Source organism: Haloferax sp. AB510, assembly GCF_024136985.1.
In the GTDB taxonomy this organism is placed as follows: Archaea; Halobacteriota; Halobacteria; order Halobacteriales; family Haloferacaceae; genus Haloferax.
In genome coordinates, this window is record NZ_JAMYJY010000072.1 from 1 (window position 1) to 18,623 (window position 18,623).

The following is an 18,623-nucleotide window of genomic DNA, read 5'->3' on the forward strand; positions in this document are numbered from 1 at the left end:
TGCCGGGTTCACTCCCGCCGTAAACGGCGAAATTCTCTCCTCGAAGAAAGATAGATGCCGCGCGAGTCACGTCGTCCCAACGTCGTCGAAGACCCGAGCGGACCCGGGCCCCGTCGGGACACCAGCGACCGGTCGTTCGACTGGGTCGACGCGCCGACGAACCGGACGTGGAGCGACGTTGCCCACGAGCGCCTCCTCGCGACGACCGCGGCGGTCACGTCGGACGGCGAGCCGTTTCTCGACGAAATTCCGCGGACCCCGCGGGCCGAGCGGGTGCTTCTCGAATGGTGCGTCCACCTCGTCGAACGATTGGGCGGCCGCGGCGCGCTGGAGATGGCGTCGTACTACCGCGACATCGGCTGGATCGGCGACGGAGCCCACGACGCGATTCGCGAGCGCGTCGTCTCTTTTACCGTCCCCTCGGACTTCGAGGACGCACCGACCGAAGAAGACCACGTCCGCAGCTTCTCGTACGTCGCCCGGCTGTCGGCGATGGCCGAGTCGGACTGAGCCTCAGCCCACCTCGAGCGCCCTCAGAGGCCGAGTTCGCGGCCGATGATGAGGTGTTGAATCTCGCTCGTCCCCTCGCCGATTTCCATGAGCTTCGCGTCGCGGTAGAACCGCTGGGGAGCGAAGTCGGTCGTGTATCCGTAGCCGCCGAGCACCTGCACCGCGTCCTCAGCGACCTCGCGGGCGGCCTCCGAGGCGTCGAGTTTCGCCAGCGCGGACTCCCGGCTGACCCGCTCGCCGGCGTCGTACCGCGTCGCCGCCTTGTGGGTGAGCAGTCGCGCGCGCTCGGTCTTGCGGTGCATCGAGACGAGTTTGTCGCGGATGGCGTCGAACTTCGAAATCGGCTGGTCGAACTGCTCGCGCTGTTTCGCGTACGCTTTGGCGTGACCGTACGCGCCCTCGGCGAGTCCCACCGAGAGCGCCGCGATGGAGATGCGGCCGCCGTCGAGCGTCTTCATGGTCTGCTTCCAGCCCTCGCCCTCCTCGCCGAGGAGTCGGTCTTCCGGCACCCAGCAGTCGTCGAAGGAGAGCTCGCAGGTCGGCGAGCAGTTGAGGCCCATCTTGTCCCACTCGGTCGTCACCTCGAAGCCGTCATCGTTCTCCGGGTCGACGATGAACGTCGAGATGCCGTCGTAGCCCGCGCCGGGGTCCGTGACGGCCTTCACGAGGACGGAGCCGGCGACGCTCGCGTTCGTGATGAACTGCTTCGTTCCGTTGATGACGTAGCCGTCGCCGTCCCGCTCTGCGACGGTGTCCATGTCGCTGGCGTCGCTTCCGGAACCGGGTTCGGTCAGCGCCCAGCCGCCGAGGTACTCGCCGGTCGCCAGCGGCGTGAGCCAGCGTTCCTTCTGCTCGTCGGTGCCGAACAGCTCGATGGGCTTCGACGCGAGGCTGACGTGGGCGGCGTACGACAGGCCGATTCCGCCCGAGACGCGACCGAGTTCCTCCACGACGAGAGCGTACATCAGCTGGTCGCCACCGAGACCGCCGTACTCCTCGTCGATGGGGACGCCCATCACGTCCAACTCGGCCAACTGGTCGAATATCTCTGCGGGGAACCGGTGTTCGTCCTCGATGTCCTGCGCGATGGGCGCGATTTCTTCCTCGCAGAACTCACGGACGGTGTCACGAATCATCCGGTGTTCGGCCGGGATGTCGAAGTCCATGCGACCAACTATCGCCGTGCCGGACATAAACTAATCGAACGACCATGAAGGATTTGGCCGTTGCGGGCGGCGAAGCGGGGGCGGCCGACCACTTTCGGGCCGACCATTCCCGGCTCGTCCGCTCCCACCGCGTGGGAATAGGCGTCCGAGTCTTTTTGCGCCGCGGTCCGACGTTCTCGTATGTACTCTCGCATCCTCTTTCCGACCGATGGAAGTGACTGCGCGGACGCTGCCTTGGACCACGCCATCGAGCACGCCCGCACCTACGACGCGACGCTCGTGGCGCTCTACGTCGCCGACGTGCGCGAGGTCGGCTACGCCGCGCCTGCACTCTCGCTCGAACGGGTCCGCGAGGCGCTTCTCGAAAGCGGCAAGCAGGTGTTAGACCGCGTCGCCGAGAGGGCCCGCAAGGCCGGTGTCGAGGTCGAAACCGTCGTCACCGAGGGAACTCCCGCGAGCGAGATTATCCGCCACGCCGACGAGCGGGACATCGACCTCGTCGTGATGGGCACCCACGGCCGCAGCGGCATCGACCGCTATCTCATCGGCAGCGTCGCCGAGCGGGTCGTCCGCGGCTCCGACGCACCCGTGTTGACCGTCCGACAGGAATCGGCGTAGGCCCACGAGGTTAAGCCGCCCCTCGTCTTACGGGGGTGCATGGACCTCCGTCGGCTCGTCCGCGGCCGCCTCGGGTGGCCGCGTCTGGAGACGGTCGCCCGCGAACTCGCCCGGCGATACGACCGCGACACCCTCCACATCCGATTTCTCGAGGCGGACAACTGGCTTTCGACCCCGATGGTCGTCGACGACGAGTGGTTCGTGAAAGTCATCTCCAAACAGAACTCGCTCGTCCACGCCGTGTTCACGACCGGGCGGAACCTCGGCGCGTTCTCCAGCGGGACGGAGGGTTTTTTCGGTCATTTCGGGACGCCGCTGGAGATGGCCGAACACGAACTCGAAGCGACGAAGCGACTCCGGAACATCGGCCTGCAAGCGCCCGCGCCGGTCGAGGCGTTCGAGGTGGACGGCCTCGGCGTGCTCGTCCTCGAATACCTGCCGAACTTCCACACCCTCGACACCGCCCCGCGGGAGGAAGTCGAACGGCTCGCGCCCGAGTTGTTCGCGGCGCTCTCGGAGATGCACGACAACCACCTCGCCCACGGCGACCTCAGAGCCGAGAACGTCCTCGTCCGCGAGGACGGCATCTACTTCATCGACGCGACGAACGTCAACGACGAGGGGATGCGCGACGCCCGCGCGTACGACCTCGCCTGCGGGCTGGCGGCGCTCGAACCGCTCGTCGGCCCCAAGAAGGCCGTCGCCGCGGCGCTCGACTCCTACGAGGTGGAAGCGCTCTTGGACGCCGTCGACTTCCTCGACTTCGTCAACATCCGGCCCGACCACGACTTCGACGCCGCGTCACTCAAAGGCGAGATAGAAAAGCACGCGGCGTGAGTCCTCGGTTCGGTTCCGCGGCCGCCGCGCCGACCCGACTCACTCGCAGGGGAGCGTCCCGTCGTAGCTCGCGTCGCCGACCACGACGACCCCACACATCGCCGTCGAGCCGTGGATGCCGCAGTCGTACTGGTAGACGCCGGGGTCGTCGAAGCGGTAGGTGACCCGCCCGTCGCGACCGACCGTCTCAGACTGAAACGACCAGTCGGTCGCCGCGTCGTCGAAGGTCGCCGCGCGGACGTTGTGTTGAAGCGCCTCTCCGTTTTCCCACGCGACCGTCGTCCCCGGCTCGACCGAGAGCCGCATCGGTGAGAAGGCGACGCCCTCCATGACGACGAGCGAGCCGGACGCATCGCCTGACGCCGGCTCAGTCGTCGAACCCGGTGACTCGCTCGTCGGCGTCGGCGACGCTGTCGGTGTCGGTGTCGGTGTTGGTGTCGCCGTTGAACTCGGAGACGACGCCGCGGTTTCGGTCGGGGGCGACTCCGTCTCCTCGCTCGGCATCTCCGTCTGGTCGCCATCCGTACAGCCGGCGAGCAGCCCGAGTCCGATCACAGCGGCGAGGGCACGTCGTCTCGTGAGTCGCATACCAGTGGTCGGGCCACCCGAAGAATAAGCGATGTCCCAAATTCCGCCCGATTGGAACCCCATCTCGCCGACAACGGCGAGGGGCTGCGGGCGGAACGCGGTTCTGGGGGAGTTCGGCCGCGGGTCGCGCCCGCGGCTCGCGAGTTACTCGCCCTCGACGCCCTCGTAGTCCGCGCCGCCCATGTAGAGCCGCGAGACTTCGGGGTCGTCGAGGAGGCCGTCGGCGTCGCCCTCGTAGGCGACGGTCCCCTGGTCGAGGACGTAGCCGCGGTCGGAGATGCCGAGCCCCTCGCGGGCGTTCTGCTCGACCATCAGGACCGCGGTCCCGAGTTCGTTCACCTTCTTCACGTCCTCGAACACCGACTGGACGATGTTGGGCGCGAGGCCCGCCGAGGGCTCGTCGATGAGAAGCACCTCGGGCTCCATCACGAGCGCGCGGGCGAACGCGAGCACCTGCCGCTGGCCGCCCGAGAGCGTCCGCGCCTTCGCCGAGCGCTTCTCGTCGAGAATCGTGAACTGGTCGTACAGTTCGTCGATTCTGGCCTGTAGGCCCTCGGAGCGGGCGACGCCACCCATCTTGAGGTTCTCGTCGATGGTGAGAGAGGAAAAGACGTTGTCCACCTGCGGGACGTAGCCCATCCCGACGCGGACGAGGTCTTCCGGCTCCTCGCCGGTGATGTCCTGCCCACTCAGTTCGACCGAGCCGGTCCACGGCTTGAGGAGGCCGAACACCGTCTTGAGGACGGTCGACTTCCCCGCGCCGTTCGGCCCGATGATACAGACGATTTCGTCCGATTCGAGGTGGAGCGTCAGGTCGCGGAGGACCTGCACCTCGCCGTAGCCGCTGTCGACGCCCGAGACGTTGAGTGCGCGGTTGGTCATGGGCCGGCCCCCCCGAGGTACGCCTCGATGACGCGGTCGTCGGAGCGGACTTCGTCCGGCGAGCCCTCCATGAGCACCTTCCCTTGGTCGAGAACGATGATGGGGTCTGCGAGGTCCATGATGAACGGCATGTCGTGTTCGATGATGAGGAAGGTCTGGCCCTCCTCGTTGAGTTCGCGGATGAACCGCTTGATGTCGTTTGCGAGCGTCGGGTTGACGCCGGCGACCGGCTCGTCCAAGAGCAGGATGTCGGGGTCCGTCGTGAACGCCCGCGCGAGCTCGACGAGCTTCATCTGCCCGCCGGAGAGGTCGGTCGACGGCTGGTCGATGAGGTGCCCGATCTCGAACCGTTCGAGCAACTCGCGCGTCTGTTCGATGTTCGCCCGCTCCTCTTCGGTCACGTCGGAGCCGGAGAAGAAAAGCGAGAAGATCGACTCGCCTTTCTGCGGCCCGGGGCCGACGAGCATCGCCTCGCGGACGGACATCCCCTCCAGCCGCCGGGGCGTCTGGAAGGTCCGAACGAGTCCCTTTCGGGCGCGCTCGTGCGGTTCGAGGTCGGTCACGTCCTCCCCGTTGACGGTGACGTGGCCGGCGTCGTTCTCGTAGAAGCCGGAGATGAGGTTGAACAGCGTGGACTTCCCCGCGCCGTTCGGCCCGATCATTCCGGTGATGGTCCCGCGGTCGACCTCGATGGAGACGCCGTCAGTGGCGACGAGGCCGCCGAACGCCTTCTCCAAGTCGGTCGTCTTCAGGACGACGTCGCCCTTGCCGAGGCGCGCGCCCTCGTACGCGTCGTCGTTCATCGGTCGTCACCCCCGTTCGAGGAGGTCCCGCCGTCGGAGGCGGCACCGGAGGGAGACGCGCCGCCGGCACCGCTTCCGTCGCGCGCCGCCGGCCAGATGAGTTCGTCCTTCGGTGGAAGGAGTCCGTCCTGCCGGAAGCGCATGATGAGGATGATGAGCCCACCGACGAACAGCAGTCGCAGCGGAGCCAAGTCGATGCCGAGCGTCTGGATGAACCCGATGTCGTTGAGGAAGCGGGTCCCCTCGCGGATGGCGATGACGACGGCCGCGCCGACGACCGCCCCGCGGTTCGACCCGGTCCCGCCGAGGATGACGGCGATCCAGATGTAGAACGTCGTCAGGGGGACGAGGTCCGAGGGGTCGATGTAGAGGTTCAGGTGGGCGTAGAACGCCCCGGCGATGGCCATGATGACCGAGCCGATGACGAACGCCTGCATCTTGAACCGGTAGGTGTCCTTCCCGAGCGCCTTGGCGAGGTCCTCGTCGGACCGGATGGTCCGGAGGACGCGCCCCCACGGCGACCGGTGGACGCGCCGGAGGAACAGGTAGACGACAGCGATGAGGACGACCACGATTGCGGCCGTCGTCGCGGCGTCTGTCAGCGGGAGCCACGACATGAGGTTCGGGATACCGCTGATACCGCTCGAACCGGCGGTCCACTGGCGCTCGTTGAGGATGATGGCGCGGATAACCTCGGCCAGTCCGAGGCTGGCGATGGCGAGGTAGTCCTCGCGCAGGCGCAGCGTCGGGATGCCGATGAGCACCGCGATGAACGCGCTCACGACGATTGCCGCGAGGAACCCGAACACCGGGTGGAGTCCGAGTCCGAGCGGGGAGTTCGGTGCGGTCAACAGCGCGGCACAGTAGGCTCCGATACCCCAGAACGCGGCGACGGAGAAGTTGATGAGCCCGGCGTAGCCCCACTGGACGTTGAGTCCGAGCGAGAGCAGGGCGTACATCCCGACGAGCGCGATTTGGAACAGGAGGAACCGCGGTCCGATGACGCCGGTGAGGACGCCGACGACGAGTAGCACCGTGATGAGTCCGAGCACTGCGAAGATGCGCCGCTCGGTCGGGTCGCGGACGAGCGTCTCGCTCACCCACGTGGACACGGCGCTCATCCGCTATCACCCGCGATTCCGCTCGGGCGAACGAGCAGGATGGCGACCATGATGACGAACGCGACGGCCGCGGCGTACCGCGAGCCGACCGGGCTGATACCCCACTGGTAGAACAGCGGAACCAGTTCGTGGACCATCCCGATGACGAGGCCGCCGAGCATCGCGCCGTAGACGGAGCCGATGCCGCCGAGGATGACTGCGGCGAAGACGATGAGCAGGATGTCGAAGCCCATGCGCGGGCGGACGAGTTCCTCCAGTCCGAGGAAGACGCCGCCGGCCGCGGCGAGCGCGCCGCCGATGAGCCACATGGCGAAGATGACCTCGCTGGTCCGAATCCCGCTGACCCGCGCGAGGTCCGCGTTGTCGGCGGTCGCACGCATCTTCCGGCCGAGGGTCGTCCGCGTCAGCGTCAGGTGCAGCGCCGTCACGAGCACGATAGTGAGCGCCACGACGACGAGGTTGCGCGGGGTGACCGCGATACCGAGCGTCTCGCGGACCCACGGAATCGGTCCCTGTCTGGGGACGCCGTAGCGCTCGGCCTCGGTCCCGAACGACAGGAAGACGAGCGCGCGATAGACGAGCGCGACCCCGATACTGGAGATGAGCAGGCCGATGGAGTCGGACCCCTTCACCGGTTGGTAGATGACGCGGTCGGTGATGACGGAGATGACCGCCGCCGCGCCCATGCCGAACGCGAGGGCGAGGAAGAACCAAAGCGGCAGGCCGAACACCCCCGCGTCGCCCAGCATCGGTCGGAGGAAGCCGACCGAGAACAGCGCGGAGAACGCCCCCACGGTCATGAGGTCGCCGTGGGCGAAGTTCGCGAAGTCCGCGATGCTGTAGACGAGCGACAGCCCGATGGCCGCGAGGACGATGATGCTCGAAAACACCACGCCGTTTGCGACGTACTGGAAGGGGCTGATTTGGAGCGGTATCACGGCTCCGGAACCCTCCAGTCGGTCGGTCGGCGTCCGTTCCGTGCGTGCATGGTTAGCTCGTGATGTAGTCGCCGAACACGTACTCGTGGTCTTGGACGCTGTAAATCTGGTAGTAGCCCGGCGGGTCGCCGTTCTCGTCGAGGTCGACCGGACCGCTGACGCCCTGATAGTTGATGTCGCTCGGCGAACCGCCGTCGCGCAGCACGGCCGCGGCCTCCTCGAAGGTGAAGACCTCCTCGCCCTCGGGGCGGGTCACGTCGCGGACGACGGACGCGAGCGCCTCGCCGGAGAACTCGTCGGCCGCCTCGATGGCGAGCGCCGCGACGGTGACGGCGTCGTAGGCGTAGGCCGACCAGACCGTCGGCGTCGCGTCGTAGTTCTCCTCGAACGCGGAGACGAAGTTTTGGTAGTTCTCCTGGTCCTGCGGGGCGCTCTCGGTGATACCCTTCATCCCGTCCATACTGCCCGCGGGGGTGTTTTCGATGATAGAGTCGGCGACGGTGGACTCCGCACCGTAGTAGTCCACAGCGGTGTTGTAGCCCTGGTCGAACCCCTCGTTGACCATAACGGTGTACTCGTTGGCGTACGTGATGAACACCCACGCGGAGGCGTCCGTCGAGGCCATCTCGGTGAGGATGCCGCTGTACGACGACTGCCCCTGGTCGTGGGGCTCGTTGTAGGCGACGGTGCCGCCGAGGTCGGACTCGAACGTCTCGGCGAACACGTCCGAGAGGCCCGTCCCGTAGTCGTTGTTGATCCACGTGACGGCGACGGTGTCGTGGCCGTCGTCGTTGACGAGATTGGCGAGCGCTTGCCCCTTCGCGGCCCCCGAGGGGCTCATGCGGAGCAGGTCCGGCCGCGACGTGAGTTCGGGGCTCGTGCTGTTCTGGCTGATCTGGACGACGCCGGCGTCGTTGGTGACGCTGTCGTGGATGGCGATGGAGACGCCCGAGCCGACGGAGCCGATGAGGAGCGGCACGCCGTCTTGGTTGACGAGCTTCTGCGCGCCGTTGACCCCGCCCTGGTTCGTACTCTCGTCGTCCTCGACGGAGATTCTCAGCGACCCACCCTCGGAGCCGATGCCGACATCGTTGATGGCGGCGAGCGCGAGTTCGCGACCGCGGGTGTTGCGCTCGCCGTAGGGCGCGAGCGACCCAGTGAGCGAGTCGACCATGCCGATGGTGTACGACGACTCGCCACCGCCGCTCTCTTCGGTCGTCGTGGTCTCCTCGCCGCCGCCACCGCCACTCTCCTCAGTCGTCGTGGCCGTGGTCGTGTCCTCGTCTTCGCCTTCGAGACAACCGGCGGTCGCCCCGACAAGTGAGAGTCCCGACAGCTTCAGCAGCGTTCTGCGGTCCATGTCGTGTGGTGACATAACAAGCTATGCTCTCCAATTATCGTAAATATACCTGTAACCGTCCATGGTCGGGAGCCCGAAACCCGTCGGACGAAACGAGCGTCCGGAGATTATTTCAGTAATATTTTTCAGAATGATTTGGTAGGGTCTCTCTTTAGGGTATGTGTCTCACAATAGCGGGATATGATACCCCCCATCGCGAACAACTTCGTGGCGGGTGAGACGGCCGACGGGGCGGTCTCGCACGTCGAGTCGCTGAACCGCGACGGCATCGCGGGGATACTGAACCTACTCGGCGAGCATTACACCGACCGAGCCGATGCCGACGCCGACGCCGACGCGTACATCGACCTCGTCCGCCAACTCGGCGCGACGAACCTCGACGGTTGTGTCTCGGTGAAACCCTCACAGATCGGCCTCGACATCGGCGACCGCGTCTTCCGGGAGAACCTCGACCGCATCGTCGACGCCGCGGACGCCGAGGGGGTGTTCGTCTGGGTCGACATGGAGGATCACGAGACGACCGACGTGACCCTCGACGCCGTCGACGACTTGGGTCACCGGACGGGCGGGAACGTCGGCGTCTGCGTACAGGCGAACCTGAAACGCACGCGCGAGGACCTCGAACGCCTCGCCGAGGTGCCCGGGAAGGTCCGCCTCGTCAAGGGCGCGTACAACGAGCCCGCGTCCATCGCGTACAAGGAGAAGTCGAAGGTGGACGAGGTGTACGAGGACCTCCTCGAATACATGTTCACCGAGTTCGACGACGGCGTCGCGGTCGGCAGTCACGACCCGCACATGATCGCGCACGCCCGACACCTCCACGAGCAGTACGGGACCCCCTACGAGGTACAGATGCTCATGGGCGTGCGCGAGGACGGCCAGCGCGACCTCGCCGACGCCGACATCGAGATGTGGCAGTACGTGCCCTACGGCGACAAGTGGTTCTCTTACTTCTACCGGCGCGTCCGCGAGCGGAAATCGAACGCGCTGTTCGCGCTTCGCGCCGTCGCCGGTATCTGAGTCGGGACAGGCCCCCCGGCTCGCCCCGCGCTACTGCGGGTCGAGCAGTTTCGATTCCGCCTTTCGGAGGTGTTCGAGCAGCGTCGTCTTCGAGATGTCCATCTTGGCGGCGAGTTCGCGGGTGGAAACCTCGCGGGGCCAGCGGTAGTACCCCTCTTCGCGCGCGAGTTCGAACGCCTGCCGCTGGCTCCGGGTGAGCGTGTCGAGTCGCCGACTGCGCTCCGGCTCCGCACCCTCCGACGTGGAGATGGAGGCGACGCGAATCTCGGCACCGGTCTCGTCCATGACGGTCTCGATGCGAGGCTGAATCTCTTCTCTCGCGCCCGCGAACCAGACTTCCCACCGCTCTCGGCCGTTTTCTATCTGCGTGGGGGCGCTGTGGACGAAGCCCTGCTTGAGTAGCTCCGGACACATCATGTCGCTCGGGTCGTACTCCAAGAAGAACTCGCGGGCGACCGAGCCGGGTGCGACGTGCTTCCCGCGGGAGTCGAACCGCTCTTGCAGTTCCAACACTTCGCCGGTGAGGTCCGAGTCGGCGATGACGTCAAGGAGCGTTTCGACCTCGTCGAGCGACTCGCCGTAGGCGGTGAACAGTCCGTTCGACCGCTCAACGCCCGCGGTGGGGGCGTCGTAGATGGCGTGTGCGAGGATGCCGCCGTCGTACTCGCTCGTCGATTCTATCGCCCAGCAGTTCGGATGCCACAGGTCGAGCGTGAGGCGTGTACCTTCACCTGACATGCGCTCGCTCATACACCGGGTAATACGCCGCTACGTAAGATGTTGTCTGTGGTCACTCGGGAGTGTGTTGACGCGTCGACCCGGGGACATCCCTTCCATGGGAGGGTCCGGGGTTATTAATCCTAGTTGTGACGCTAGAGTCATATGGCGCAGGACGAATATCGGCACTATATCGACGGCGAGTGGACGGACGGAACCGGCGACGAGACGTTCGAGAGCACGAATCCCGCGACGGGCGAGTCGCTGGGGACGTTCCGACGCGGCACGCCCGAGGACATCGACGCCGCGGCCGCCGCGGCCGACGAAGCCTACGAGGAGTGGCGCGAACTCTCGCACATCGACCGCGCGGAGTATCTCTGGGACATCTACCACGAACTGCGCGACCGCACCGAGGAACTCGCGGAGGTCGTCACCAAGGAGTGCGGTAAGGAGATTTCCGAGGGTCGCGCCGACGTCATCGAGGCGTACCACATGGTCGAGTGGGCCGCGGGCGACGCCCGCCACCCCAAAGGCGACGTGATTCCCTCCGAGATTCCCGCGAAGGACGCCTATATGCGCCGCAAACCGCGCGGCGTCGTCGGCTGTATCACCCCGTGGAACTTCCCGGTCGCCATCCCCTTCTGGCACATGGCCGTCGCGCTCGTCGAGGGCAACACCGTCGTCTGGAAGCCCGCCGAGCAGACGCCGTGGTGCGGCCAGATCATCGCCGAGATGTTCGAGGACGCCGGCATCCCCGACGGCGTGTTCAACATGGTACAGGGCTTCGGCGACGCCGGCGCGAGCATCGTCGACGACGAGCGCGTCGACTCCGTGCTGTTCACCGGCTCCGCAGAGGTCGGCCACGAGGTCGCGAGCAAGGTGGCCCAACAGCCCGGCAAGCTCGCCGCGTGTGAGATGGGCGGCAAGAACAACGTCGTCATCACCGAGAAGGCGGACCTCGACATCGCGGTCCACTCCGCGACGATGTCGTCGTTCAAGACCACCGGCCAGCGGTGTGTCTCCTCCGAGCGCATCGTCGTCCACGAGGACGTGTACGACGAGTTCAAGGAACGCTTCGTCGAGAACGCGAAGAACGTCTCCGTGGGCGACCCGCTCCGCGAGGACACGTTCATGGGCCCCCTCATCGAGGAGGGCCACAAGGAGAAGGTCACGAAGTACAACGAACTCGCGGAGAAGGAGGGCGTGAACGTCCTCGTCGACCGCACCGAACTCGACGCCGACGAGATTCCCGAGGGCCACGAGGAGGGCAACTGGGTCGGGCCGTTCGTCTACGAGGCGGACCCCCACGACGACCTCCGCTGTACCCACGAGGAGGTCTTCGGTCCCCACGTCGCCCTGCTGAAGTACTCGGGCGACATCGAGGACGCCGTCGAGATTCAGAACGACACCGACTACGGGCTGGCCGGTGCCGTCATCTCCGAGGACTACCGCCAGATCAACTACTTCCGCGACCACGCCGAGGTCGGCCTCGCCTACGGGAACCTCCCGTGTATCGGCGCGGAGGTCCATCTCCCGTTCGGCGGCGTGAAGAAGTCCGGCAACGGCTACCCCTCGGCCCGCGAAATCATCGAGGCCGTCACCGAGCGCACCGCGTGGACGCTCAACAACTCAAAGGAGATTCGCATGGCGCAGGGCCTCTCCGCGGACATCAAGACCAAAGAAGACGAGTAAGGTCGGTCACCCACCGCGGCCCCGCATCTGTCCCACCTTTTCGTTCCGTCGTTTCACCCGTCGTCCGCAGACGCTTCCTCACGGTGAGCGGCCGCCGTAACGTAGACGCCGGGCATGTCTGTCTCCTCGACGGTCAGCGTCACCTCCTCGTCCTCGTCGACGTGGCGGTCGGTCACGACGGTCACCGCCTCGATGGGGTCGCGGCGGACGAACGCCCAGATGAGGTCGAGTATCGAGGGGTGACCGCCCTTCCGGACGACGAGCACGTGGCGGGAGTCGGCCAGCGCCCGGAGTTCGGGCGACAGGTCCTCCTCGTCGAGTTCGTCCGGCGGGATGGCGTGCAGCACGTCGCCTCGAATCGTCTCGGTCATGGTGTCTCCACGGCCCCCGGAGGAAAGAAGCGTGCGCTCCGAAACGCGACCGGTATCGGCGACCGACAGCGCCGTGGCTCGGAACGAAGCGGTCGTCAAAAGGCGGAGGCGAATTCGCCTCCCGCCGAATCTCGTGTCACCAGTTGGCGAAGTGAGACGAGGGGAGTGCACCCCCACCGGGCTTGGGGGCGCGAAACGACGTGGCCACGTCGTTTCTGATGCCGCAACGGACCCCGAAACGTTGCGGCGGGTGCGGCGGATGTGGAGTCGCCGACGACTGGCGAGAAAAGCGCCTATTGCGTCGGCGACTTTCGCTTAGGAGCCGCGATGTATAAACCCACCGCAACACGGGTTCCCACGCCCCGTGAGCCCACGGTTCTTGGGGTTCGTCGCTCCGGACTCATCGTGAGTGAGCGGTCGTCTTCGGCCTCAGGCGGTCGCTTCGAACTCGCGCCGGAGCGCCGATTCGAGGTTGTCGAGTTCGCGGTCGAGATTGCGCTCGAAGAACGCCTCTACACCCGGCAACCGGCCGTCGACGGTGAACTCGTTGACGAGGCGGCTGCCGCCGTCGCGCTCTTCGATGGTGTGTTCGCCCGTCACCCGCATCACCCGTGACTTGCCGACGAACTTGACGTGCGTCGGCTCGTCGACTTCGATGTCTTCGGTCTCGACGGTCACCGTCGAGCGGATGAGCGGAATCGGCAGTTCGAGGTACCACGTCGCGTGGCGTCCGTCGTCGGCCACGTCGAAGCGGTCGACGACGCTGATAGCCTCCGCTCGCTTGGCCGGGTCGGCGATAAACTCCCAGACGCGCTCGCCGGGAGCGTCGAACTCGAAGGTTCGTTTCACGCGGACGGTCATGGGATACCATCACACCTCCACAGTAAAAAGCCGTGGAATCGCCTCAGCTTCGGGTGACGCGCCACGTCGTCGAGCGGGCGCGCCCCCACTTCTCGATTTCGACGTCCTCGGACTTCTCGGCCAGCCGCGGCAGACGGGACCCGACCTGCTTCGCGGTGAGACCGATGGCTTCGGCGATGTTCTTCGCCCGGAAGTAGCCCTCGCCGCGGCTGACGCTGTCGCGGAGATAGGCGAGAATGCGTTGTTCCTCGTCGGTGTACTCAGTCATCCTCGGGCCGTCTAGGGAATGGGCGTTATTAACGGTTACCCGTGTTCCTCAACGTTGATAGCTACTGGAACAGATGCGCACCGCAGACGGCCAGCGAGGCCGCGATAATCGCTACCATAAATCCGAGCGCCTTCGTCAACTGGTCCGGTCCGGCGACCATCAGCCCTGCGCCGACGAGCGTGAGCACGCCGAACAACGCCGCAAAGCCGATGGACTTGTCGGATTGCACCGTCTTGGTTTCCATGTTTCCGACCTTCGCGGGTGCGCACTTAGTTCATTCGACACCGCCTGTCGTGGGGTGACGTGACGGGGCCCTGGCGTGCGGTGTGGCCCCACGGACCAGTCTCGCGCTCGGCCGTTCGACATATGTACCACCAGTCTCGTGTGTCCACAACGATGGGACTGACATCCGCGTTGTTCGGCGGAAAACTCCGTATCGCACTCGTCACGCTGGTGCTCGTCGCGGCCGGCGTCGGCGGGGCGTACGCGACCGGCGTCATCGGCGCGCCGAGCGTTGACCGGGTCGACAACCGGTTCGCCGGGGTCAACGAGACGGAGACGGTCATCGAGACCGACCTGTACGTCTCGAACCCCAACCCGATTTCGGCGAACCTCTCGGGCCTCGAAGTCGACTACGGCGTCGAGATGAACGGGATTCAGATGGCGACGGGCGAGAAGGAAGGCGTCGCTATCGGGCGGGGGACCACGGCGGTCCCGCTCCGGACGACGCTCGAAAACGAGCGCATCCCCGAGTGGTGGGTCTCACACATCCAGAACGGCGAACACACCGACCTCGTCGTGGACGCCAACGTCTCCTCGGAGACGCTCGGGCGGACCTTCGAAGCGCCCGAGATAACCCGGAGCATCGACACCGACCTGCTGTCGGCGTTCAACTCCACGGAGACCCGCGAGATAGACGCGGACTCGCCGGTCGTCTCGGACCCCGTGTTGTACGTCAACGAGACGAGCGCCGAGTGGGGCGAGTCCACGGGCGAGCGCACGGCGCTCGAACTCACGTTCGTCGTCCACAACCCCAAGCCGTACCCGATTGCGGTCTCCGAACTCGGCTACGATATCTCCATGAACGACGTGGACGTGGGCGAGGGGACGACGAACTCCGAGTACGTCATCCCCCCGCAGTCGACCGAGACCATCGAGGCGACGACCTACATTCAGAACGACAAACTCGACGAGTGGTGGGTCTCGCACCTCGAACGCGACCAGACGACCGACCTGCGCATCGACTTCTACGCGAACCTCGACGCCGGCGGCACGACCCTCCGCGTTCCGCTCGACCCGCTGACCTACGAAAAGACGTTCGAGACGGACATCTTCGGGAACAAGGCGGCGTCGGCGGGGAACGAGACGGCGACCGAGACGACGGCGACGGCGACCGAGACGGCCACGGAAACTGCGACGACCACCTCGACCGCGACTGCAACTGAGACGTCGACAGACACCGCGACGGCGACAACGACGACAACCGAGACGACAACGACCGCTACGACAACAACGACGACTACGACAACCACGTCGTCAGACGGCGGGACCACCACGACCGACGACGGCCTCCTGTAGCGGCCGCGTTCAGTCCCGCGGCGGACGAGGGAGTCGAACCCTCGTGTGACCGCCCCGATTCGCCGAGAAATCCTCGGTGATTCCTGACTCAGCCGACAACCCTTTACCGTCGGACGAGATATTCGATGATATGACACGGAGTACCCACGCTCCTGATCGAGTTCTTCTCCCGTAATGAGAACCCTGTGTCCGTCGAGAGCGACGACGAAACCATCGTCGTCTCCTTTGGCGACCAGTCCTGTGAACTGTCCCGAGACGCCGCTGCCGACCTGCAGGAGGCTATCGGCTCGGCGCTGACCGAGAAACGAGAGTTCTTCCGCACGGCCGGTGAGTACCGGCGGGACGGAAGCTATGTCGTCTCCCGCCGTGGTGCGGACTCCACTGGCAACGCGAAGGTGTTCACCAGTTTCGACGAACTGCGTCGACTGTACGACCGCCTACCCGAGCGCTTTACCGCCGAGGACATCGGCCGAACCGGCATCACGGGGTCGCGGCGTCACATGATACTCCGGCACTTCGGCGAGCATCCGGCGTTCGACTGCCGCATCGCCAGCCGCAACCCGCTGACGGGTGAAAAAGAGTCGTCCGAGACCGAGAACAGCGAGGCGATGGAAGTCATCGCCGACTGAGCGCGACGGTACGACGGCGTGCCGCCGCCCTGCCGCCCACAGTTTCTCTCGGGTCCTCAGTCTATCGTGACGTGGTCCGATTCCTCGTTGAGCGCGAGGTTCGACGCGATTTCGGCGTTCCGCATCGCGTACTGCGCGGTCTGCTGGAGGCTCACGAGCACCTCGCGAATCTGGAGGAGCTTCTGGTTTTCCATCTCCGGGAGGTCGTTGAGGATGTCGCGCTCGCGGTCGCTTATCTCACGGAACAGCTCTCGGCACTCGATTGTGAGGTCGTAGTCGCGCTCGACGACGGCCCGCACCGCGGTCGTCGTAATCTCGTCGACGTGGTCCGTGAACTCGCGGATGCGCCGCATCGTCGACTGGTCGACGTCGATGGTGTGTCCCTCGGCGTCCATGACGATGTTGGCGATGTCCTCGGCGTTGTCGGCGGTCAGTTCGAGGTTCTTCGCCACCGAACGGTAGCCGATGAGCGGGAAGCCGGAGTCGAGGCCGACCGCCCGCGCGAGGTTGGGGTTCTGGTAGGACGTGAAGATGAGTCGGAGCAGGAGGACGAAAATCTTGTTCGCCTGTCGCTCGCGGTTGAGCGCCCGCTGGGCGAGGTCGGGGTTGCCGTGGGCGAGCGCCTTGACGGCCTCGCCGCGCATCGTGCTCCCCGTGTTTTCGAGGCGTTCGAGCAGGTTGTCGAGGGTGAAGTCCTCCGCGTCGACCGAACAGCGAATCGCGATTCGCTCGGGCGTCTCCTCGATGACGCCGAGGCCCATGAGCTGAGTCTCGGCCTTGTAGACGGCGTTGATGTGGTCCGAATCGAGCGCGCCTTCGCTCTTTTCGATGTGGATGACGCGCCGCCCGAGGACGTACTGCGCCACGATGGCGCGTTCGAGCGCCTCTGCATTCAGATTGTCCGCGCGAATCGTCGCCTTCGAGTCCTCCGTGTTGACCGATTCGGGGAGAACGGTCAGCGTGCCCTTCCCGCTCGTCCGAATGGTCACTTCGTCGCCCTTCTCGACGTTGTGTTCCTTGGCCCACTCCGCTGGAAGCGTCATCGCCAGCGTGGAGGGACCGAGACGCTGGACTTTCCGGGTTTCCATGGTAGTCAGAACCCCTCCAATGACCTTAAACCTCACTATATTACACCCTCTATGAATAATGGGTAGTGGTTCTCATTGCACATGATCCCAAATATTAAATCATCCACGTCGAGCGGGCGGGACGAGGAGAGAGAATCGTCCCGTAGACCGGCGTATTAACCCCGAATTTCCCCGGAACGTCGTCGATACGGACATATTATAACTACTCAGACGGCTCATAACTTTACTTCTCCGACACCTCGTAGTAAGTACCTCCCCAGCGACGGGACGGCGGAGGTAACGGGGAAAGAAATGCTATCGAAAGACACACGACAGGAGATGGAGGGAATGCTCGGTCAAGTCCCGAGTTGGATGGAGGACTTGGCAGAACCGGCGAGCGAACACAGTTGGGGGCTCTTCCGCGACCTCAATCTAGGGGAAGACACCGAACTGTCCGGAAGAGAGAAAGCGCTCATCGGTGTCGGCGTTGCGGCCGCGACTAGCTGTCCCTACTGTATCTACTTCCACACCGAGGAAGCGCGGTTGAGCGGCGTCACGGACGAGGAACTCAAAGAGGCAGTCAATCTCGCCGCCGACACGAAGTACTTCTCGACGGTTCTCCACGGGAACGAGACCGACCTCGACGAGTTCAAGACCGAAACGGACGAAATCGTCGAGTACATCACGAAACAACAGGCACCGGCAGACGACTAACGAGGCGGCCGACGGGAGCGGTCTCTCGCTCGATTTTTCTGTTGGCGTGCCGAGTCGGCCGCGACTGACGTGCGACGTTCACTCGATTTTCATCATCCGCCGCTCGACGCGACCCACGCGGACTTTCGTCCACCCGCGGAGGTCGGCGTCGAGGCCGGGGTCGTCGGTATCGACCCGGAGGACCGGAATCGCGTCGAGTTTCGACCGCGAGGCGACGACCGACACGTCGCAGCGGCGAATCACGTCCGGCGAGAGTTGGGGGTTGCCGCGGCCGAAGACGAAGCCCTGCCCGCCGATGGGCGTGACGACGATGACGTTCTCCTCGCCGAGACTCGCCAGAATCTCGGCCTCGGTCGCGTCGCGGGCGAGCACCTCGCCGTCGCGGTAGACGTCGACGCCGAGCGGCGACCCGTCGATTCCCAACTCGGTTTTCACCGCGCCGACGGTGCTTCCGGGGCCGAGGACGTAGGTGACACCCTCGGTCGCGCGGATGTCGTCGGCGACGCCCGCGGCGAGCGCCTCGACGGTCCCGCCGCCGGTCTGTTTCGACGACTGGAGGTCCTCGGCGATGGGGACGTGCGCGACCGCCCGGAGTTCCGGCCTGACCTCGCCCTCGCGGTAGTCGTCCTCGTCGATGTCCATGACCTCGCGAGCCTCGGTCCGCTCGAACGAGGTGACGACGTGGGCGGCGTCTTCGGGCGAGACGGCGAAGACGGAGGAGTAGACCTTCACGCCCGCGGGGACGCCGAGCATCGGTACGTCGGTGCCGTGGAGCGCCTCGGCCACGTCCGCCGCGGTGCCGTCGCCGCCGACGAACAACACGAGGTCCGCGCCGGCGGCGACGAACGCGCCCTCGCCGACGGTCACGCCGGGGAGAAGCGTC

Annotated in this window: 22 protein-coding genes; 8 read left to right on the forward strand and 14 right to left on the reverse strand. The window is 65.6% G+C overall.

Annotation, left to right across the window (positions count from 1 at the left end; genetic code table 11):
- Nucleotides 1-54: 54 nt before the first annotated feature.
- Nucleotides 55-510, forward strand: coding sequence for a FlaD/FlaE family flagellar protein (locus tag NKF06_RS13740; protein WP_058828814.1), 456 nt, complete (start codon nt 55-57; stop codon nt 508-510).
- A gap of 23 nt (nt 511-533) precedes the next feature.
- On the opposite strand, the gene NKF06_RS13745 is transcribed toward NKF06_RS13740, so the two are convergent.
- A complete protein-coding gene (locus NKF06_RS13745; RefSeq protein WP_058828815.1) occupies nt 534-1,676 on the reverse strand; it encodes an acyl-CoA dehydrogenase family protein in 1,143 nt (380 codons plus the stop codon).
- 180 nt (nt 1,677-1,856) lie between these two features.
- On the opposite strand from NKF06_RS13745, the gene NKF06_RS13750 reads away from it, so the two are divergent.
- Nucleotides 1,857-2,294, forward strand: coding sequence for a universal stress protein (locus tag NKF06_RS13750; RefSeq protein ID WP_253245718.1), 438 nt, complete (start codon nt 1,857-1,859; stop codon nt 2,292-2,294).
- A 39-nt stretch (nt 2,295-2,333) separates the two neighbouring features.
- Entirely contained in the window at nt 2,334-3,131 is a 798-nt protein-coding gene (locus NKF06_RS13755) for an RIO1 family regulatory kinase/ATPase (RefSeq protein ID WP_253245719.1), read from the forward strand.
- Nucleotides 3,132-3,170: 39 nt separating this feature from the next.
- Here the strand turns inward: NKF06_RS13755 and NKF06_RS13760 are convergent, their stop codons facing one another.
- The 6 genes from NKF06_RS13760 to NKF06_RS13785 form a co-directional block, all read right to left on the reverse strand.
- Nucleotides 3,171-3,719, reverse strand: coding sequence for a plastocyanin/azurin family copper-binding protein (locus NKF06_RS13760; RefSeq protein ID WP_253245720.1), 549 nt, complete (start codon nt 3,717-3,719; stop codon nt 3,171-3,173).
- Between the two features lie 144 nt (nt 3,720-3,863).
- On the reverse strand, nt 3,864-4,601 hold the full coding sequence (locus NKF06_RS13765) for an ABC transporter ATP-binding protein (RefSeq protein ID WP_253245721.1): 738 nt from the start codon (nt 4,599-4,601) through the stop codon (nt 3,864-3,866).
- Complete coding sequence (locus tag NKF06_RS13770; protein ID WP_253245722.1) at nt 4,598-5,404, reverse strand: ABC transporter ATP-binding protein; 807 nt, start codon at nt 5,402-5,404, stop codon at nt 4,598-4,600. Before NKF06_RS13770 ends, NKF06_RS13765 begins: the two co-directional genes overlap by 4 nt.
- Entirely contained in the window at nt 5,401-6,525 is a 1,125-nt protein-coding gene (locus NKF06_RS13775) for a branched-chain amino acid ABC transporter permease (RefSeq protein ID WP_253245723.1), read from the reverse strand. The genes NKF06_RS13770 and NKF06_RS13775 overlap by 4 nt, the downstream gene beginning before the upstream one ends.
- A complete protein-coding gene (locus NKF06_RS13780) occupies nt 6,522-7,463 on the reverse strand; it encodes a branched-chain amino acid ABC transporter permease (protein WP_058828822.1) in 942 nt (313 codons plus the stop codon). The genes NKF06_RS13775 and NKF06_RS13780 overlap by 4 nt, the downstream gene beginning before the upstream one ends.
- Nucleotides 7,464-7,515: 52 nt before the next feature.
- Complete coding sequence (locus NKF06_RS13785; RefSeq protein ID WP_253245727.1) at nt 7,516-8,823, reverse strand: ABC transporter substrate-binding protein; 1,308 nt, start codon at nt 8,821-8,823, stop codon at nt 7,516-7,518.
- A gap of 180 nt (nt 8,824-9,003) precedes the next feature.
- Between NKF06_RS13785 and NKF06_RS13790 the strand changes: the two genes are divergently transcribed.
- Nucleotides 9,004-9,843 (forward strand): proline dehydrogenase family protein, encoded by an 840-nt coding sequence (locus tag NKF06_RS13790; RefSeq protein ID WP_058828823.1) that lies wholly within the window; start codon nt 9,004-9,006, stop codon nt 9,841-9,843.
- A 30-nt stretch (nt 9,844-9,873) separates the two neighbouring features.
- Here the strand turns inward: NKF06_RS13790 and NKF06_RS13795 are convergent, their stop codons facing one another.
- Nucleotides 9,874-10,593 carry a helix-turn-helix domain-containing protein gene (locus NKF06_RS13795; RefSeq protein ID WP_253245724.1) on the reverse strand — a complete coding sequence of 240 codons (720 nt, stop codon included), beginning with the start codon at nt 10,591-10,593 and terminating at the stop codon, nt 9,874-9,876.
- A 132-nt stretch (nt 10,594-10,725) separates the two neighbouring features.
- Between NKF06_RS13795 and NKF06_RS13800 the strand changes: the two genes are divergently transcribed.
- Nucleotides 10,726-12,252, forward strand: coding sequence for an aldehyde dehydrogenase family protein (locus NKF06_RS13800; RefSeq protein ID WP_058828825.1), 1,527 nt, complete (start codon nt 10,726-10,728; stop codon nt 12,250-12,252).
- Between the two features lie 53 nt (nt 12,253-12,305).
- On the opposite strand, the gene NKF06_RS13805 is transcribed toward NKF06_RS13800, so the two are convergent.
- The 4 genes from NKF06_RS13805 to NKF06_RS13820 all read right to left on the reverse strand — a co-directional run bounded on the left by NKF06_RS13805 (nt 12,306) and on the right by NKF06_RS13820 (nt 13,996).
- Nucleotides 12,306-12,623 (reverse strand): hypothetical protein, encoded by a 318-nt coding sequence (locus NKF06_RS13805; protein ID WP_058828826.1) that lies wholly within the window; start codon nt 12,621-12,623, stop codon nt 12,306-12,308.
- A 429-nt stretch (nt 12,624-13,052) separates the two neighbouring features.
- Complete coding sequence (locus tag NKF06_RS13810; protein WP_058828827.1) at nt 13,053-13,484, reverse strand: SRPBCC family protein; 432 nt, start codon at nt 13,482-13,484, stop codon at nt 13,053-13,055.
- Between the two features lie 43 nt (nt 13,485-13,527).
- Nucleotides 13,528-13,752 (reverse strand): hypothetical protein, encoded by a 225-nt coding sequence (locus tag NKF06_RS13815; protein ID WP_004043755.1) that lies wholly within the window; start codon nt 13,750-13,752, stop codon nt 13,528-13,530.
- 61 nt (nt 13,753-13,813) lie between these two features.
- The gene (locus tag NKF06_RS13820) at nt 13,814-13,996 is read right to left on the reverse strand and encodes a hypothetical protein (RefSeq protein WP_004043756.1); all 183 of its coding nucleotides are present in this window, start codon (nt 13,994-13,996) and stop codon (nt 13,814-13,816) included.
- Between the two features lie 152 nt (nt 13,997-14,148).
- On the opposite strand from NKF06_RS13820, the gene NKF06_RS13825 reads away from it, so the two are divergent.
- Both NKF06_RS13825 and NKF06_RS13830 read left to right on the forward strand, forming a co-directional pair.
- Nucleotides 14,149-15,330: an LEA type 2 family protein gene (locus NKF06_RS13825; RefSeq protein ID WP_253245725.1), complete on the forward strand. Its 1,182-nt coding sequence runs from the start codon at nt 14,149-14,151 to the stop codon at nt 15,328-15,330.
- A gap of 185 nt (nt 15,331-15,515) precedes the next feature.
- Nucleotides 15,516-15,959, forward strand: coding sequence for a hypothetical protein (locus NKF06_RS13830; RefSeq protein ID WP_082256464.1), 444 nt, complete (start codon nt 15,516-15,518; stop codon nt 15,957-15,959).
- A 56-nt stretch (nt 15,960-16,015) separates the two neighbouring features.
- Here NKF06_RS13830 and NKF06_RS13835 read toward each other — a convergent pair whose 3' ends face one another.
- Nucleotides 16,016-17,047: a phosphate uptake regulator PhoU gene (locus NKF06_RS13835; protein ID WP_058828829.1), complete on the reverse strand. Its 1,032-nt coding sequence runs from the start codon at nt 17,045-17,047 to the stop codon at nt 16,016-16,018.
- 318 nt (nt 17,048-17,365) lie between these two features.
- On the opposite strand from NKF06_RS13835, the gene NKF06_RS13840 reads away from it, so the two are divergent.
- Complete coding sequence (locus NKF06_RS13840; protein ID WP_082256463.1) at nt 17,366-17,740, forward strand: carboxymuconolactone decarboxylase family protein; 375 nt, start codon at nt 17,366-17,368, stop codon at nt 17,738-17,740.
- A gap of 78 nt (nt 17,741-17,818) precedes the next feature.
- Here NKF06_RS13840 and NKF06_RS13845 read toward each other — a convergent pair.
- Nucleotides 17,819-18,623: NAD(+)/NADH kinase (locus tag NKF06_RS13845; RefSeq protein WP_253245726.1), on the reverse strand; the 805-nt coding region annotated here is incomplete at its 5' end.

Excerpts from the sequence above, each read along its gene's own strand:
- NKF06_RS13750 (WP_253245718.1), top strand. The coding sequence starts at position 1,857 with ATGTACTCTCGCATCCTCTTTCCGACCGATGGAAGTGACTGCGCGGAC.
- NKF06_RS13790 (WP_058828823.1), top strand. The coding sequence starts at position 9,004 with ATGATACCCCCCATCGCGAACAACTTCGTGGCGGGTGAGACGGCCGAC.
- NKF06_RS13785 (WP_253245727.1), bottom strand. The coding sequence starts at position 8,823 with ATGGACCGCAGAACGCTGCTGAAGCTGTCGGGACTCTCACTTGTCGGG.
- NKF06_RS13755 (WP_253245719.1), top strand. The coding sequence starts at position 2,334 with ATGGACCTCCGTCGGCTCGTCCGCGGCCGCCTCGGGTGGCCGCGTCTG.
- NKF06_RS13775 (WP_253245723.1), bottom strand. The coding sequence starts at position 6,525 with ATGAGCGCCGTGTCCACGTGGGTGAGCGAGACGCTCGTCCGCGACCCG.
- NKF06_RS13840 (WP_082256463.1), top strand. The coding sequence starts at position 17,366 with ATGGAGGGAATGCTCGGTCAAGTCCCGAGTTGGATGGAGGACTTGGCA.
- NKF06_RS13815 (WP_004043755.1), bottom strand. The coding sequence starts at position 13,752 with ATGACTGAGTACACCGACGAGGAACAACGCATTCTCGCCTATCTCCGC.
- NKF06_RS13805 (WP_058828826.1), bottom strand. The coding sequence starts at position 12,623 with ATGACCGAGACGATTCGAGGCGACGTGCTGCACGCCATCCCGCCGGAC.
- NKF06_RS13765 (WP_253245721.1), bottom strand. The coding sequence starts at position 4,601 with ATGACCAACCGCGCACTCAACGTCTCGGGCGTCGACAGCGGCTACGGC.
- NKF06_RS13835 (WP_058828829.1), bottom strand. The coding sequence starts at position 17,047 with ATGGAAACCCGGAAAGTCCAGCGTCTCGGTCCCTCCACGCTGGCGATG.
- NKF06_RS13795 (WP_253245724.1), bottom strand. The coding sequence starts at position 10,593 with ATGAGCGAGCGCATGTCAGGTGAAGGTACACGCCTCACGCTCGACCTG.
- NKF06_RS13820 (WP_004043756.1), bottom strand. The coding sequence starts at position 13,996 with ATGGAAACCAAGACGGTGCAATCCGACAAGTCCATCGGCTTTGCGGCG.
- NKF06_RS13745 (WP_058828815.1), bottom strand. The coding sequence starts at position 1,676 with ATGGACTTCGACATCCCGGCCGAACACCGGATGATTCGTGACACCGTC.
- NKF06_RS13760 (WP_253245720.1), bottom strand. The coding sequence starts at position 3,719 with ATGCGACTCACGAGACGACGTGCCCTCGCCGCTGTGATCGGACTCGGG.
- NKF06_RS13770 (WP_253245722.1), bottom strand. The coding sequence starts at position 5,404 with ATGAACGACGACGCGTACGAGGGCGCGCGCCTCGGCAAGGGCGACGTC.
- NKF06_RS13800 (WP_058828825.1), top strand. The coding sequence starts at position 10,726 with ATGGCGCAGGACGAATATCGGCACTATATCGACGGCGAGTGGACGGAC.
- NKF06_RS13740 (WP_058828814.1), top strand. The coding sequence starts at position 55 with ATGCCGCGCGAGTCACGTCGTCCCAACGTCGTCGAAGACCCGAGCGGA.
- NKF06_RS13825 (WP_253245725.1), top strand. The coding sequence starts at position 14,149 with ATGGGACTGACATCCGCGTTGTTCGGCGGAAAACTCCGTATCGCACTC.
- NKF06_RS13810 (WP_058828827.1), bottom strand. The coding sequence starts at position 13,484 with ATGACCGTCCGCGTGAAACGAACCTTCGAGTTCGACGCTCCCGGCGAG.